Origin of the sequence: Pseudomonas sp. WS 5532 (assembly GCF_012985445.1) — a bacterium.
Taxonomy (GTDB): Bacteria; Pseudomonadota; Gammaproteobacteria; order Pseudomonadales; family Pseudomonadaceae; genus Aquipseudomonas; species Aquipseudomonas edaphica.
The window spans coordinates 496,265-511,456 of record NZ_JAAQWK010000001.1; the positions used below are offsets into that span (position 1 = coordinate 496,265).

13 protein-coding genes are annotated in these 15,192 nt (G+C 60.9%); 8 read left to right on the forward strand and 5 right to left on the reverse strand.

Annotated elements, in window-relative coordinates; all coding sequences use genetic code 11:
* Positions 1 to 163: 163 nt before the first annotated feature.
* On the reverse strand, positions 164 to 1,081 hold the full coding sequence (gene metR, locus HBO23_RS02310; protein ID WP_017137016.1) for a transcriptional regulator MetR: 918 nt from the start codon (positions 1,079 to 1,081) through the stop codon (positions 164 to 166).
* A 182-nt stretch (positions 1,082 to 1,263) separates the two neighbouring features.
* On the opposite strand from metR, the gene HBO23_RS02315 reads away from it, so the two are divergent.
* Positions 1,264 to 2,283, forward strand: a complete 1,020-nt coding sequence (locus tag HBO23_RS02315) for an alpha/beta hydrolase (RefSeq protein ID WP_099548510.1) — start codon at positions 1,264 to 1,266, stop codon at positions 2,281 to 2,283.
* Positions 2,284 to 2,340: 57 nt separating this feature from the next.
* A complete protein-coding gene (locus HBO23_RS02320) occupies positions 2,341 to 2,994 on the forward strand; it encodes a DsbA family oxidoreductase (protein ID WP_170036373.1) in 654 nt (217 codons plus the stop codon).
* Positions 2,995 to 3,083: 89 nt separating this feature from the next.
* Here HBO23_RS02320 and HBO23_RS02325 read toward each other — a convergent pair whose 3' ends face one another.
* A complete protein-coding gene (locus tag HBO23_RS02325; RefSeq protein WP_026013708.1) occupies positions 3,084 to 3,854 on the reverse strand; it encodes a MipA/OmpV family protein in 771 nt (256 codons plus the stop codon).
* Between the two features lie 225 nt (positions 3,855 to 4,079).
* Between HBO23_RS02325 and HBO23_RS02330 the strand changes: the two genes are divergently transcribed.
* The 6 genes from HBO23_RS02330 to HBO23_RS02355 are packed head-to-tail and all read left to right on the forward strand — an operon-like array spanning position 4,080 to position 11,348.
* Positions 4,080 to 4,790: an MtnX-like HAD-IB family phosphatase gene (locus tag HBO23_RS02330; RefSeq protein ID WP_017137020.1), complete on the forward strand. Its 711-nt coding sequence runs from the start codon at positions 4,080 to 4,082 to the stop codon at positions 4,788 to 4,790.
* A complete protein-coding gene (locus tag HBO23_RS02335) occupies positions 4,783 to 6,177 on the forward strand; it encodes an aminotransferase class III-fold pyridoxal phosphate-dependent enzyme (RefSeq protein WP_017137021.1) in 1,395 nt (464 codons plus the stop codon). The genes HBO23_RS02330 and HBO23_RS02335 overlap by 8 nt, the downstream gene beginning before the upstream one ends.
* Positions 6,174 to 7,049 (forward strand): alpha/beta fold hydrolase, encoded by an 876-nt coding sequence (locus HBO23_RS02340; protein ID WP_017137022.1) that lies wholly within the window; start codon positions 6,174 to 6,176, stop codon positions 7,047 to 7,049. Before HBO23_RS02335 ends, HBO23_RS02340 begins: the two co-directional genes overlap by 4 nt.
* Before the next feature lie 9 nt (positions 7,050 to 7,058).
* Entirely contained in the window at positions 7,059 to 8,183 is a 1,125-nt protein-coding gene (locus HBO23_RS02345; RefSeq protein WP_170036375.1) for a GNAT family N-acetyltransferase, read from the forward strand.
* On the forward strand, positions 8,183 to 9,961 hold the full coding sequence (locus HBO23_RS02350; protein ID WP_017137024.1) for a HAMP domain-containing sensor histidine kinase: 1,779 nt from the start codon (positions 8,183 to 8,185) through the stop codon (positions 9,959 to 9,961). The genes HBO23_RS02345 and HBO23_RS02350 overlap by 1 nt, the downstream gene beginning before the upstream one ends.
* The gene (locus HBO23_RS02355; protein WP_017137025.1) at positions 9,951 to 11,348 is read left to right on the forward strand and encodes a sigma-54 dependent transcriptional regulator; all 1,398 of its coding nucleotides are present in this window, start codon (positions 9,951 to 9,953) and stop codon (positions 11,346 to 11,348) included. The genes HBO23_RS02350 and HBO23_RS02355 overlap by 11 nt, the downstream gene beginning before the upstream one ends.
* 132 nt (positions 11,349 to 11,480) lie before the next feature.
* Here HBO23_RS02355 and HBO23_RS02360 read toward each other — a convergent pair whose 3' ends face one another.
* Genes HBO23_RS02360 through HBO23_RS02370 form a run of 3 tightly spaced genes read right to left on the reverse strand, consistent with a single transcriptional unit; the run spans position 11,481 to position 15,057 of the window.
* Positions 11,481 to 11,819: a GlpM family protein gene (locus HBO23_RS02360; RefSeq protein WP_017137026.1), complete on the reverse strand. Its 339-nt coding sequence runs from the start codon at positions 11,817 to 11,819 to the stop codon at positions 11,481 to 11,483.
* Positions 11,819 to 13,156, reverse strand: a complete 1,338-nt coding sequence (locus HBO23_RS02365) for a sigma-54 dependent transcriptional regulator (protein WP_017137027.1) — start codon at positions 13,154 to 13,156, stop codon at positions 11,819 to 11,821. Before HBO23_RS02365 ends, HBO23_RS02360 begins: the two co-directional genes overlap by 1 nt.
* Complete coding sequence (locus HBO23_RS02370; protein WP_170036377.1) at positions 13,156 to 15,057, reverse strand: ATP-binding protein; 1,902 nt, start codon at positions 15,055 to 15,057, stop codon at positions 13,156 to 13,158. Before HBO23_RS02370 ends, HBO23_RS02365 begins: the two co-directional genes overlap by 1 nt.
* Between the last annotated feature and the right edge of the window lie 135 nt (positions 15,058 to 15,192).

Below are 15,192 nucleotides of genomic sequence, written 5' to 3' on the forward strand. Positions count from 1 at the left end.
ACCATAGTTCTGTGTGGGAGCTGGCTTGTCGAATCGTCCCACCGCTGCGATAGCATCAACTCTGTGTACCTGACACACCGAGGTGTCTGCATCGCAGCGGTGCGACGATTCGACAAGCCAGCTCCCACATTAGAGTCCTCATTGTGTTCACCTTTGTGCGTGATTAACGCACGGCGCTGACCCCATCCAAAGTTGAAAACGAGGTGTCCTTGGCGGTCAGCAAGAAGTCGCGCATATACGGCGCATCCAGCATGTCCGCACGGATCCCCGCATACAACGTCGCGAACAAGCCTTTTTCGCCCAAACGCTTGGCCTTCACATACCCACGCGCGCTGTATTCATGCAGCGCCCAATGGGGCATGCCGCACACGCCACGGCCGCTGGCGACCAATTGCATCATCATCACCGTCAGCTCCGAGGTGCGCACCTGGGCCGGCTCCACGTCGGCCGGTTCCAGGAAGCGCGTGAAGATGTCCAGGCGGTCGCGCTCAACCGGGTAGGTGATCAGGGTTTCGCTGAGCAAGTCTTGCGGCACGATGTACGACTTGTTCGCCAGCGCATGCTGGTTGGCCACGGCCAACATGGCTTCGTAGGTAAACAAGGGCACATAGGTGATGCCCGGCAGTTCCAGCGGGTCGGAGGTCACCACCAGGTCCAGGTCGCCACGGGCCAGGGCCGGCAGCGGCGCGAAGGCAAAGCCTGAGGCCAGGTCCAGTTCGACTTCCGGCCAGGCATCGCGGAACTGGTCGATGGTCGGCATCAGCCACTGGAAGCAGCTGTGGCATTCGATCGCCATGTGCAAGCGCCCGGCGGTGCCACCGGCCAAACGCGCAATGTCACGCTCGGCGCCGCGCAACAAGGGCAGGGTGGCATCGGCCAGTTGCAGCAGGCGCAAGCCGGCGCTGGTAAAGCGCAGCGGTTTGGTTTTGCGCACGAACAGCGGCATGCCCAGGCGCTCTTCCAGTTCTTTGAACTGGTGGGACAGCGCCGATTGCGTCAGGTGCAGGCGTTCGGCGGCTTCGACCAGGCTGTCGGCTTCGCGCAATGCGTGCAGGGTCTTGAGGTGGCGGATTTCGAGCATGGGCGCTCCATGAAGATAATTTGTGATGATTAGATATATCGTGAGTGTGTCTCATGTTGCCAGTCATGTCGACCATGACCGTTGGGCGCACTTCATCAAACTGTCACGCAACTGTGGCAGCGCGCTTGTACAAACTTCATCAGACTCGCGCTCTACTGGGGTTCTGCGTTTCGGTGTTTTTCATGCGCGTGTTGTTTTTATTGGCCGCTCTAGTGTTCGGCCTGCCGTCTTTTGCGGCTTCTCGATGTGATGTCAATGTCCCGACCCAAACGGTCGACCTGGAAAAAGTCAGCATCGCCTATCAGAGCATCGGCCGAGCGTCGGACCCGGCGTTGCTGTTGGTCATGGGCCTGGGCGGGCAGTTGATCCACTGGCCGGATGAAGTGGTGGTGGCCTTGTGTGAACAGGGTTTTCGCGTGATCCGCTACGACAACCGTGACGTTGGCCTGTCTACCTGGCGCCAGGCTCCCGCCAGCGCCAACCTGACGTTCGAAGTGCTGCGTTACAAGCTCGGTTTACCGGTGGCGGCGCCGTACACGCTGACCGACATGGCCGACGATGCATTGGGCTTGATGGACGCGCTGCAGATCCAGCAATTCCACGTGCTGGGCGCGAGTATGGGCGGCATGATCGCCCAGCACCTGGCAGCCATGGCGCCACAGCGGGTCGAAAGCCTGACGCTGGTGATGACCAGTTCCGGCGCCGAAGGCTTGCCGGCGCCCAATGCGGCGTTGGTGCAGTTGCTGTCGCGGCGCAGCGCGCCAAACCGTGAAGTGGCGCTGGAGCAACAAGCCGATTTACTCGCAGCCCTGGGCAGCCCCAACGTGAAAGATGATCGCCAGGCGCTGCTGCACCAGGCCGCGCTGTCCTACGACCGCGCCTTCAACCCGGACGGCGTGAAGCGTCAGATCATGGCGATTTTGGCTGAGCCGAGCCGCGTGCCTTTGCTTAACCAATTGCGCGTGCCGACCCTGGTGGTGCACGGCACCGCCGACCCGTTGTTGCCGGTGATGCACGGCGTACACCTGGCCGCGCATATCCAGGGCAGCCAGCTGAAGCTCATACCGGGCATGGCCCACCGCTTCCAGGAAGCCTTCAAGGCACCGCTGCTGACGGCTGTGCTGCCGTATCTGAAAGCCCATCGCGAAGATGCCGCGCATTGGGCGCAGATTGATCTGGGCGAGCCTTCGAAGGTGCTGTGAAGTTGGTGTATGGTGCAACCTTTATGGCGCACATTAATGCCAGCGAGGTTGCCTACTATGAGTACTCCCCTGAAAATCGATTTCGTCAGCGACGTGTCTTGCCCCTGGTGCGTCATCGGCCTGCGCGGCCTGACCGAAGCCCTCGACCAACTGGGTAGCGAGGTGCAGGCCGAGATTCATTTCCAGCCGTTTGAGCTGAACCCGAAGATGCCGGCCGAAGGGCAGAACATCGTCGAGCACATCACCGAAAAGTACGGCTCCACCGCCGAGCAATCCCAGGCCAACCGTGAGCGTATCCGCGACATGGGCGCGGCGCTGGGCTTTGCCTTTCGCACGGACGGGCACAGCCGTATCTACAACACCTTCGATGCGCACCGGCTGCTGCATTGGGCGGGGCTTGAAGGGTTGCAGTACAACCTCAAGGAAGCGCTGTTCAAGGCGTATTTCAGTGATGGGCAAGACCCGTCCGACCACGCGACGCTGGCGATCATCGCCGAAAGTGTTGGGTTGGATATCAAGCGCGCGGCTGAAATTCTGGCGTCTGACGAGTACGCTGCTGAAGTCCGTGAGCAGGAAGAATTGTGGATTACACGCGGTGTGACTTCAGTACCCACCATCGTGTTCAACGACCAGTACGCGGTCAGCGGTGGGCAGCCGGCTGAAGCCTTTGTCGGGGCTATTCGTCAGATCATCCAGGAAGCCAAGGCCTGATGATCGTTCCCTTGCTCTGCGTGGGAACGCCGCCCCGGACGCTCCGCGTCCTGCCCTTGAAGTTATGACGCAGAGCGTCACAGGATGCGTCAGTCGAACTTGTAGCTGATCGCCGTCTGGACCTGGCCCTGGTTTACCTTGCCGGTCTCTTTGACGATGGTGCTGTTCGCCGCCGACCCCACCAGGCGAGTCCAACTGGCGCTGGTCAACAATGACCAGTGGCTGTCCAGTGGGAATTCGAAGCTCTCGGTCAGCGTCAGGTTCTGAAAGCCTGCGCTGGCGTTATAGGTGCGGATGCCGGACGCAACGGACTCTTTATCATCAACGCCAAAAAACGCCTGGGTCTGGCGCGCATCAGCAAAATGCGCCATCAAGCCAGTGCTGCCGATAATACCGCCGCCCAGCGGGTAGCCCAACTCGCCGCCCAGTTTGCCGAGCACGCCACTTTGGTCACGCGAGCCGCCGACGGCTTGGCCAACCTGGGCGTATACGCGCCAGAACTCGGCCGGTGAGTACTGGACGAACCCCCCGACTTCGGCCATGTCCGGCACATCCCGCAAGCCACGCAGTGAACCGTTGGCCGTGCGGCCCGGCAGGTAATTGATATACGGGCCGGCGGTGAAACCGTTGGTATTGAGTGCGCTCCAGGTCAGGCCGTCGTCGGTGCCCAGGCTCACATTGCCCCAATCCAGATCGAAATAAGGAATCGGCCGGGTTTCGTAGCGGCTGCCTGTCGGGTCATGGGGCTCATAGCTGACGCCCGCGCCGACTTCGCCGGTAATACCTTCGGCCAATACCGAGCTGGAAAAGCTCCACAGCCCCAGCAAACCGGCGAATACAGCAGAAGTAACCTTGAACATGGAGCGTTTCCTTATCTGAACCTGCGCGCATTCACGCGCGAAGAGCGTCCCTGAGGCAAGCACTCATCTTGTTTGTAGCAAGCTACAAAAATTGTAGCTCCTGCGACACAAATCACCCTGTTTATCGACCAAAACCCCAGCCCCGCTGGGCTTTGGCCAGTTGGCACAGTCTCTGCAATACCCCTGGCACAAGCGCACAGAGCGCTCCTCTTCCAGGTAAACGCAATGATCCAGTGGCATATCGTGTGCGACTTCGACGGGACCATCACCCCCACCGACGTCATCGACAACGTCCTCCAGCGCTTCGCCGGCCCTGAGTGGGAAACCATCGAACAGGAATGGCTGGATGGGCATATCGGTTCCCGCGAATGCCTGAGCCGTCAACTGGCGCTGATCAAGGCCACCCCGGCTGAACTGCTGGCGTATTTCGACAGCGTTGAAATCGACCCGGACTTCCCGGACTTTGTCGATCACGTTATGGGCCTGGGCGCGACCATCGAAGTGGTCAGCGACGGCATCGAGCAAGGCATCGCGCGCATTCTGTCGCGCAACTACGTGACCTTGCTGCCGATCCTCGCCAACCGCCTGCGCCAGGTCGACCAGAACAGCTGGCGCATCGACTTCCCGTATTCCAGCGATGCCTGCCGCGCCGCCTCCGGCAACTGCAAGTGCAAATCCACGCCGCGCAACAAGCGCGTGCTGGTGATCGGCGACGGCAAGTCCGACATGTGCGTGGCTTCAACCGCCGACTTCGTCTTCGCCAAAGGCAGCCTCGCCAAGTACTGCGAAGCCAACAACATTCCCCATGCGCGCTTCGACACCTTTGCCGAATTGCCCGCACTGCTGACCGCTTTGCCACAAGGCATCGCCGCTAACTCCGGCACCTTTGCCGCCGACCTCTCTGTTGAAAATCAGGAACTCTTCCACCATGTCTGATATTCGTATCGCTACCGCCGAAGACCAGATTCTTCTGGATAAAGAAGCCAAATACTGCTCCTACGGCGACACCGTTCACTACATCGAGCCGCCGCGTATTTTCAGCCGTTGCGAAGGCTCCTACGTGTGGGACACCGAAGACCAGGCCTACCTCGACCTGCAAATGTGGTACTCGGCCGTTAACTTCGGCTACGCCAACCCGCGCTTGAATAACGCGCTGAAACAGCAGATCGACACCCTGCCGCAAATCGCCAGCCAGTACCTGCACAAAGGCAAGATCGAGCTGTCGGAAATGATCGCGGTCGATGCCAAGAACAAATTCGGCCTCGACGGTCGCGTGCACTTCAACGTCGGCGGTTCGCAGTCGATCGAAGACTCGCTGAAAGTGGTGCGTAACGCCTCCAACGGCAAGAGCCTGATGTTCGCCTTCGAAGGCGGCTACCACGGTCGTACCCTCGGCGCTTCGTCGATCACCTCGAGCTTCCGCTACCGTCGCCGCTACGGCCATTTTGGCGAGCGCGCCAACTTCATCCCGTTCCCGTACCACTTCCGCGGCCCTAAGGGCATGACCAAAGAAGAATACGGCAGCCACTGCGTGCAGCAATTCGCGCGGCTGTTCGAGACCGAATACAACGGCGTCTGGGACCCGAAAACCAACCAGTGCGAATACGCAGCGTTCTACGTCGAGCCGATCCAGGGCACCGGCGGCTACGTGATCCCGCCGATGAACTTCTACCGCGAATTGAAGCAAGTGCTGGATCAGCACGGCATCCTGATGGTGTCCGACGAAATCCAGATGGGCTTCTACCGTACCGGCAAACTGTGGTCGATCGAACACTTCGACGTACAGCCGGACGTGATCGTCTTCGGTAAGGCGCTGACCAACGGCCTCAACCCGCTGGGCGGCATCTGGGCGCGTGAAGAACTGATCAACCCGAAGGTCTTCCCGCCAGGTTCGACCCACTCCACCTTCGCCTCCAACCCACTGGGTACGGCGGTAGGCCTGGAAATGTTCAAGATGACCAGCGAAGTCGACTACGGCGCAATGGTCATGGCCAAGGGCAAATACTTCCTGGAAGGCCTGCAAGACCTGCAGAAACGTTTCCCGATCATCGGCGACGTCGATGGCCTGGGCCTGGCCCTGCGCTGCGAAATCTGCGGCCCGGATGGCTTCACGCCGGATAAGGCGACCCTGGACTACATGGTCGAAGAAGGCATGAAGGGCGACATGATCGTCGATGGCCAGAAACTCGGCCTGATCCTCGACGTGGGCGGCTACTACAAAAACGTGATCACCCTGGCACCGTCCCTGGAAATCAGCTACCCGGAAATCGACCTGGGCCTGAAGCTGCTCGAGCAATTGCTGGTGCGAGCGACTAAACGGTGAACAGCGTTGGGATCGACCTCGGCGAGGGTGATGCCGGCTTCGTTCTCGGTGAAGGTCCGGTCGGGATCCTGTTGATCCACGGCCTGACCGGCACCCCGACGGAATTGCGCCAGGTCGCCAAAGGCCTGGCCAAGGCGGGTAACTGCACGGTGTATGTGCCCACACTCGCTGGGCACTGCGGCGATAACAGCGACCTGCAGGCCACCGGCTGGCTGGACTGGTACGAAGGCGTGCGCAAGACCTTTGCGCAGGTCAAGCAGCGCCATGAGCAGGTGTTTGTCGGTGGCTTGTCCATGGGCGCGGTGATGTCGATGTACGTGGCCGCCGAGCACCCTGGGCAAGTGGCCGGGCTGCTGATGTATTCGACCACCTTGAAGTACGACGGCTGGAGCATTAACAAGCTGGCGTTTTTGACGCCGTTGCTGATGAAGATCCCGTTCGGCGTGCACATCTGTCGCTTCGAAGAGAAGCCGCCTTACGGCATCAAGAACGAGCGCCTGCGGGCGATCGTCGAGCGTCAGATGAAGGAAGGCGAAAGCAGTGAGGCCGGTTTACTGACCATGGAAGGCATCACGGTGCGCGAGTTGCACCGCATGAACGCGGTGGTCAAAAAGCGCATGCCCGAGGTCAAGGTGCCGGCGCTGGTGCTGCACTCCATCGAGGACGACATCACCAGCCGCTGGAACGCTGATTATGTCGAGCGCCACCTGGGCGGCCCGGTGACCAAGATCCTGCTGGATAACTGCTACCACATGATCACCGTCGACCTGCAATACCGCCGAGTGATCGAGTTGAGCGCAGAGTTTGTCGAGCAACACGCCGCCCCGGCTGTGCAGGCGCCCGTGGATTATCGACAGCGGGCCTCAGCCTAAGGACTAGACGTGATCACCGCCCAAGCCTTCTCGACTATCCGGGCCATCCCGCGTTGCGCCTGGAATGACTGCTTTCCCGCAGCCCTGGAGGATTGGGATTTTTACGTTGCCGTGGAAAACGCCGCGATCGATGATTTCAAGTGGCGTTACCTGGCCGTCTACGACGATGAAACGCTGGTGGCCGTTGCCGCCGCGTTCATCACTTATTATCGCCTCGACACCACGGTGTCGGGCGCCGGCAAGCGCTTTACCGAGCGCCTGGAGCGACTGTGGCCGGGTGTTTTGCGCTTGCAGTTGTATGCCATTGGCTCGCCGGTGGCCGAGCGTTGCGATGCGGGCATCGCCAGTCACGTGCCCCAGGGGCAGCGCCGACTGTTGATCAAGCATTTGCTGGAGGCGGCACGCGAGGATGCCACTACCTTCGGGATTGGCCTGGTGGCGGTCAAAGACGTGCCGACCAGTGACCTGGACTGGGCAGAAAATTGCCGCCAGGCAGGCTTTCAGAGTATGCCAAGCTTACCCAGGGGTTGGTTGACGGTGCCTTACGGCTCGGTTGAGGCCTACCTGGGCTCGCTGTGCAAGGCGACCCGCAAAGACTTGCGCCGCAAGTTGCGCGCGCCAGGCCCACGGGTCGAGTGGCGGCACACTATTGATGATGTGTTGCCCGAGGTGATGCGCCTGTACGAAGACACGCTCAGCCGCGCCGATTTGCAGTTCGAACGCCTGCCGGCGCGTTATTTCACCGGCATTCTTGAACAGCTGCAAGGGCGTGCGGTCTGTGCTCTTTACTGGGTGGATGAGCGTCTGGTGGCGTTCAACCTGGTGCTGTTGGACCAGCATCGGCTGATCGACAAGTTTTTCGGGCATGACCGTGAGTTCAGCCGTGCGTACAGTTTGTACTTTCGCTACTGGTTGACCAATGTCGACTACTGTATTGCACACAAGATCCCGGTGTACGAGTGCGGTCAGGAGGGCTATGCCAGTAAGCTGCGCCTGGGGTGCGAGTTCCAGGGCAACAGCATGTTCTTCCGTCACCGTAACCGGCTGGTCAACGGCCTGCTCAAACTCGTGAAAATGTACATAAGACCGGACCGTTCCGACCCTGCCATGGCTGCTGCGATAAGCGAAACCTGATGATCACCAAGACCCGCCCAAAAGCCCGCCCCTTTGCCATTTCGCGTTGGAGCGTCCAGCGCAAGCTGGTACTGGCGTTCTGGCTGGTCAGCGTTATCCCGACCATGATCGCGGCCGAACTGGCGGCGACCACGTTGTCGCAGATTTTTGACAGCAACGTGCGCATCTGGCTGCAAGAGTCGACCAAGATCGTCAAGGACGAAATCGGCGACATCCTGCATGACAACGCGCGCATGGCCAAGCTGTTCCTGCGCTACACGGCTCCGCCGTTGAACAAACAAGCCGCCAAGCATGACCGGCTCACCGCCGATATTGCCGAGGCCACCGATATCGACGTGGTCTCGCTGATTCGTGTCAGTGACCACAAGATTGTGTTCAGCACGGCCCCTGACGATGTCGTCAAGCAGATCAACCTGACCAGCAACGCAGTGTTGCAAACCATCCAGGTGGCCGGCGTGACGACGGGCCTGGTGGTCTCAACGTTCGAAACCACCCAAGAGGGCGTCGACTACGTGCTGTTGGTGGCCACGTACCTGGACAGCAGCTTCCTCACCAGCGTGGCCGATGTGCACTCCCTCGACCTGCGCCTGTACCTGGCCAACCCTACGGGGTTTTCCGAGATATTCTCGACCCAGCGCTTTGAGAATCATCCCTCACGCATTCCCACGAATGTTGAAACGGCGATGCGCGCCACCAAGCAACCGAGCGAGCAGTTCACCAATAACTACAGCGGTTTGTACTGGCCGATCTTCAATGATGGCGGCGAACTGCAAGGCGTGATTTTCAGCGGCCTGTTGCGCCATACCAGCCTGGTGGGGCTGGTGAACCAGAGCAACCTGTTCGTGCTGATCTTCTTGCTGAGTTCGGCGTTGTCGCTGGGCGCCGGTGTCTTGGTGTCACGCCGCCTGACCAAACCGTTGCGCGATTTATCCCAGGGCGTGGACGCAGTGATCTCGGGCAATTACGAGCATCGCGTGCTGGTCAGCGGCGGCGATGAGCTGGCGCAACTGAGCAGCACCTTCAACCACATGACCGAACGCCTGGGCGAGTTGCACCACCTCGAGGCCCAGCTGCGCCGCCGCGACCGGCTGCATGCTTTGGGCGAAGTCGCCATGGGCCTGGCACACGAGATTCGCAACCCGCTGGGCATCATCAAGACCGCCACTCAACTGCTGCACCGTCGCGTCGACCTGCCGGACACCGACAAGCGCCACCTCGAATACGTTATCAGCGAAGTCAGCCGCATCAACGACCTGATCACCGAGTTTCTGGATTTCGCCAAACCCAACCCGCCCCTGCGTGTGTTGCAGGCGGCGCGCCCGGTGGTGGAAGAGATCCTCGGCTTTTGCAGCCCGGAGCTGGCCACCCATAACATCGATGCGCACATCGATGACCAGGCGCCCGGCGCGACGATTTATGCCGATGCCAAGCAACTCAAGCAGGCATGCCTGAACCTGATCCTCAATGCCATTGATGCGATGCCCGAAGGCGGGCGCCTGACCTTGGGCATTCGCAGTGTGGACGGCAATACGGTGATCAGCATTGCTGACACCGGCCAAGGCATTCCGGCCGATATGATCGAGCGGATCTTCACGCCATTCGTCACCACCAAGGCCTCGGGCACGGGCCTGGGGCTGGCTAAAGTCTATTCGATCATGGAAAGTCATGACGGCAGCATCGAATGTGCCAGTGAGAAAGATGCCGGCGCCACCTTCAGCCTGTACATTCCGGCCCATGGCGAAGACGACGGTGACGATGAGGAAGTTCATGACGCATAACGTATTGGTAGTCGACGACGAGCCCAAGCTCTGCGACTTGTTGTCATCGGCCTTGAGCCAGAACGGCATCCAGGTATTTACCGCCGGCAATGGCCTGCACGCGCTCAAGGTGCTGGAGCAGGAAGACATCGACCTGGTGATCAGCGACTGGCGCATGCCAGGCATGGACGGGCCGGCGCTGTTGGCGGAGATAAAAGTGCGCTTTCCGGAGTTGCCGGTGATCGTGATGACCGCCTACAGCACGGTAAAAAACGCCGTGCAGTCGATGCGTAATGGCGCCTATGACTACATTGCCAAGCCGTTCGATATCGACGAGCTGGACATCACCGTGGCCAAGGCCCTGCAGTTTCGCGACATCATGCGCGACAACGCACGCCTGCGCGCCGAGCTGGATCACCATGCGCAGTTCGACAGCCTGGTGGGCGACAGCCCGGCGTTTCGCCAGGTGCTGCACGCGGTCGATTCGGTACGCGACAGCAACGCCACCATCCTGCTGACCGGCGAAAGCGGTACCGGCAAGGAAATGGTCGCCCGCGCGATTCACAAACATGGCAGCCGCGCCGACAAGCCGTTCGTGGCGGTCAACTGCGCGGCCATCCCCGAAGGCTTGCTGGAAAGCGAGATGTTTGGCCATCGCAAAGGCGCCTTTACCGGTGCCGTGGCCGATCGGGTAGGGCGCTTTATGCAGGCCGACCAGGGCACTTTGTTTCTGGATGAGGTGGGCGATATGCCGTTGGCGTTGCAGGCCAAGATATTGCGGGCCTTGCAGGAGCGGGTGATCGAGCCGGTGGGCGACTCGCGCGAGCGCAAGGTGGATGTGCGCGTGATCGCCGCCACGAACAAGAACCTGCTGGATGCGGTGGCCAATAAAGAATTTCGCGAGGACCTGTATTACCGCCTCAATGTATTCCCGATCCCGTTGCCGGCCTTGCGCGAGCGCGCCGAAGACATCGTGCCCCTGGCCCGGCACTTCGCCCAGACCCTGAGCGCTACCGCGGGCAAACGCATCACCGGCTTCAGCCCCGAGGCATTGCAGGCGATGGCGGCTTACCACTGGCCGGGCAATATTCGTGAGCTGCAGAACTGCGTGGAGCGGGCGACCATCGTGGCGGCTTCGCCGGTGATTGAAGACATTGACTTGCCGGCTTATCTGTTTGCGTCCAAACCTGCCGAGGACGGCGTTACGGCGCTGCTCGGTGACACACCGGGCGTGCCTGCCGACCTGGATGCGGCGCTGGCTGAGGTCGAGAAAACCTACATCATGGCGGCGTTGAACGAGAGCAACGGCGTGCAGGCTGCAGCGGCGGCGAAGATCGGGATTTCCGAGAGGAGTTTTTGGTATCGGCTGAAGAAGCTGGGGATTCAGGTCGAGAAGATCATCCGCTGATCTATCAGGCTCACCATGAACCCCAATGTGGGAGCTGGCTTGCCTGCGATAGCGGTATGTCTGTGCCAGATAAGTTGGCTGATACACCGCCATCGCAGGCAAGCCAGCTCCCGCAGGTTTAACCGCGGTGTGTCAGGCGTGGACGCGTACCCACACTGTCACCAACACCGTCGCCGCCATCAACCATGCCACTGCCGCCACGGCGAGTGAGGCCTCCAGGCGCATGCGGTCGACCATCACATACAGCGTCGCCAAATACACAAAATACGGAATGATCGACCACATCCCAAACAGGATGGTGGTCTTCAAGTCGTCCACCGAACGGCCCTTGCCGACGATGTAATGCGCGATCAGCGCGAAGGTCGGAAACAGCGGCACCAGCCCTGCGATATAGTAATTTCTGGTCTTGGCCAGCGCCGCCAGGATCAGCACCACCGCCGCGCCCAGGGCGGCTTTCAAGAGTAAGTCCATCAGTGGCTCAACCCGTATTTCTTGACCTTGTCGAACAGCGTGGTCTTGGCCATTCCGAGTTCCAGGCTCGCCTGGGTGAGGTTGCCGCCGCTGCGTTGCAGGGCGTCGTTAAGCAGGTTGCGCTCGAAGGCTTCCACCGCTTCGGTAAAGGCCAGGCCGTGGTTGCTGCTGCTGGCGCCGCTTTTCTTGAAGGCTGGCAAGCCCAGCGCAAAGCGCTCGGCGACGTTGCGCAGTTCACGCACGTTGCCTGGCCAGTCGTGGCTCATCAGGGTCGATACGGTCTGGTTGTCCAGCTCCGGCACACTGCGGTCAAAACGCAGTGACGATTGCTGCAGGAAGTGTTCGAACAGCTGCAGGATGTCTTCACGGCGCTCGCGTAACGGTGGCAATTCCAGAGTCACGACGTTGAGGCGGTAGTAAAGGTCGCTACGGAATTGGTTGGCGCGGCTCAGTTCATCCAGGTCGGATTTGGTCGCGGCAATGACTCGGCAATCCACCGCCACACTCTGGTTCGAACCCAGGCGTTCCAAGGTGCGTTCCTGCAACACACGCAGCAGTTTGATCTGCAGGTTGATCGGCATGCTTTCCACTTCGTCGAGGAACAGCGTGCCCTCATGGGCGTGTTCGATCTTGCCGATGCGCCGCTTGCCCGCGCCGGTAAAGGCGTTGGCTTCGTGGCCGAATATTTCGCTTTCGAACAGGTTCTCCGGCAGGCCGCCGCAGTTCAGGGCAACGAACTGATGGTCGTGGCGTCGGCTGAAATCGTGCAAGCAACGCGCAACCAGTTCCTTGCCGGTGCCGGTTTCGCCTTCGATCAGCACGTTGGCCGAGGTATCAGCGACGTTGGCGATCAGTTCGCGCAGGTTTTGCATGGCGGGCGAGCGGCCGATGATGCGGCCTTCCAGCGAGTCGCGCTCGGCCAGTTGGCGGCGCAGCGACCAGACTTCCCGCGCCAGCCCACGTTGCTCGAGCGCGCGGCGCGCCACATCGACCAGGCGCTCGGGGGAGAAGGGTTTTTCCATGAAGTCGTAGGCGCCGTTACGCATGGCACCGACTGCCATCGAAATATCCCCGTGGCCGGTGATCAGCACCACCGGCAGGCTTTTATCCAGGGCCTTGAGGCGGGTGAGCAGCTCCAGGCCATCGATGCCTGGCAGGCGAATATCGCTGATGACGATGCCGGCAAAGTTCTCACCGATGCGCTTGAGCGCTTCCTCGGCACTGCCCACACCCACGCTGTGAATGTCTTCCAGCGCCAAGGCTTGCTGGCAGCCGAGCAGCACATGGGGGTCGTCTTCGACGATCAGAACGGTGAGGTCTTTAGGATCGGTACTCATCATGTCGACTCAGCTTTTTGGGTGCCCACCAACGGCAGGCACAAGACGAAGGCAGTACCACCACTGGCCGGGTGTTCCACGGCGAGGTTGCCGCCGGTGGCCGCCGCCAGGCTGGCCGAAAGTGTCAGGCCCAGGCCCAGGCCTTGTTCGCCAGGTTTGGTGGTGAAGAACGGTTCAAATAAATGTTTGCGCGCTTCGGGGTCGATGCCGTGGCCATTGTCGCGCACTTGCAGGCGGTACTTGCCCTCGCTGCTGTGGCCGTCCAGCCATAGTTCGGGGGCCGGTTGTGCCTGCATGGCGTCGAGGGCGTTGCCGATCAGGTTGACCAGGATCTGTTCCAGGCGGGTCTGGTCGATCTGCAATTGCGCGCTGACAAAGTCACGGTGCACGGTCAACGGCAAGCCGTCCAGGCGCGCGCCCAGCACCTGGAAGGCGGCGTCCACGGCTTTGCCCAGGTTGGCCTCGCCCTGATCATCGCCGCGCCGGGCAAACGAGCGCAGGCTGGCGGTGATGCGGCCCATGCGGTCGATCAACTCGTTCATGGTCTTGAGGTTGGCGCTGGCGGTGTCGAGGGCGCCACGCTCCAGGAAGCGCACGGTGTTACCCGACAGCGTGCGCAATGCCGCCAGCGGCTGGTTGAGTTCATGGGCAATGCTGGTGGACATCTGGCCGATGGCCGCCAGCTTGCCGGCCTGCACCAGTTCATCCTGGGCGCGGCGCAGGGTTTCTTCGGCCTGGCGGCGTTCGCGGATCTGGCCCTTGAGCCGTTCGTTACTGGCGCGCAGGTCGGCGGTGCGTTCGGCAATTCGCCGTTCCAGCTGGCTGTTGGCTTCCTGCAAGGCTTCGCGCGCAGCGAGGCGGGTGGCGATGACTTTGCGCCGCTCGTTCCAGGCAATCAGCAGGAACGCGACCAGGCCAAATGCGACCGCCACCAGAATGCCCTGATTGATCGCGGCGCGACGCAGGTCGTTAAGTGGAGTCAGCAGGGTGAAGTTCCACGGCGTGTCGCTGAGCGGGCGGGTCTGGGCCAGGTAGCTGACTTCGCGCTCGTCGTTGACCACTTCGCTGTTGGCCGGAAAGGTGAGTTTCTCGGTACCTTCGTTGAGACGCTCGCGGGCCAACGGCTCCAGCTCGTTCAATGTCGCCCAGTAATATTGCAGGCTGTGGGCCAGGCGTTCCTTGGTGTCATCGCTCAGCGGGCGCACGGCCTTGAGACGCCGGGCCGGGTCGCTGGAGAGGATGATGATGCCGTTCTCATCGCTCACAAAGGCTTCGAGACGCGCGCGCTGCCAGCGTTCTTCGAGTGCTTCAAGGCGCACTTTGACCACGGCCACGCCGATGATCTTGCCGTGCTCTTCGAGGCCGTGCGCCAGGTAGTAACCGGGTTCGCCGTTGGTGCTGCCAATGCCATAGAAACGGCCGGGCTGGCCGCGCACGGCGTTTTGGAAATAGGCACGGAAGGACAGGTCTTCACCCTGGTAACTGTCGGCATCGCGCCAGTTACTGGTGGCCAGCACGCGGCCGGTGGTGTCCATCACGTAGATGGCCCGGCTGCGACTGCGTCGGTTCAGGCCTTCGAGGTAATCGTTGACCGTTTGCCGGGTTTCCTGGCTGGGGTCGGCCAGCAGCCTGGAGACGCTGGATTCCAGCTCCAACAGGCTGGGCAGGTAGGTGTATTTGCTCAGTTCGCTTTCGACGGTACGGGCATGCAGCTCCAACTGGCGTTCGCCGTTGTCGCTGAGGGTGCGGATGCCATAGTACTCACTGACCCAGAAGCCGATGTAACCCAAGCCGATCATCAGGGCGATGATCAACGGCGGCAGGAACAGTTGGCGAATCAGACGAGGTTTCACGGCAAGTGATGGCGGTGCGGCGCGAAATTGGTTGGGGTCGCATTTCATCACAGATGCCTTGGGTCAACCAGCGCTGTCAGCCCTGTTGCGATCCCGGTTGTGTGGGCAATTTGATTATGTGGGAGCCGGGCTTGCCCGCGATGCAGGCGCCTCGGTGTATCAGTTGCACCGAGGTGATGCTAT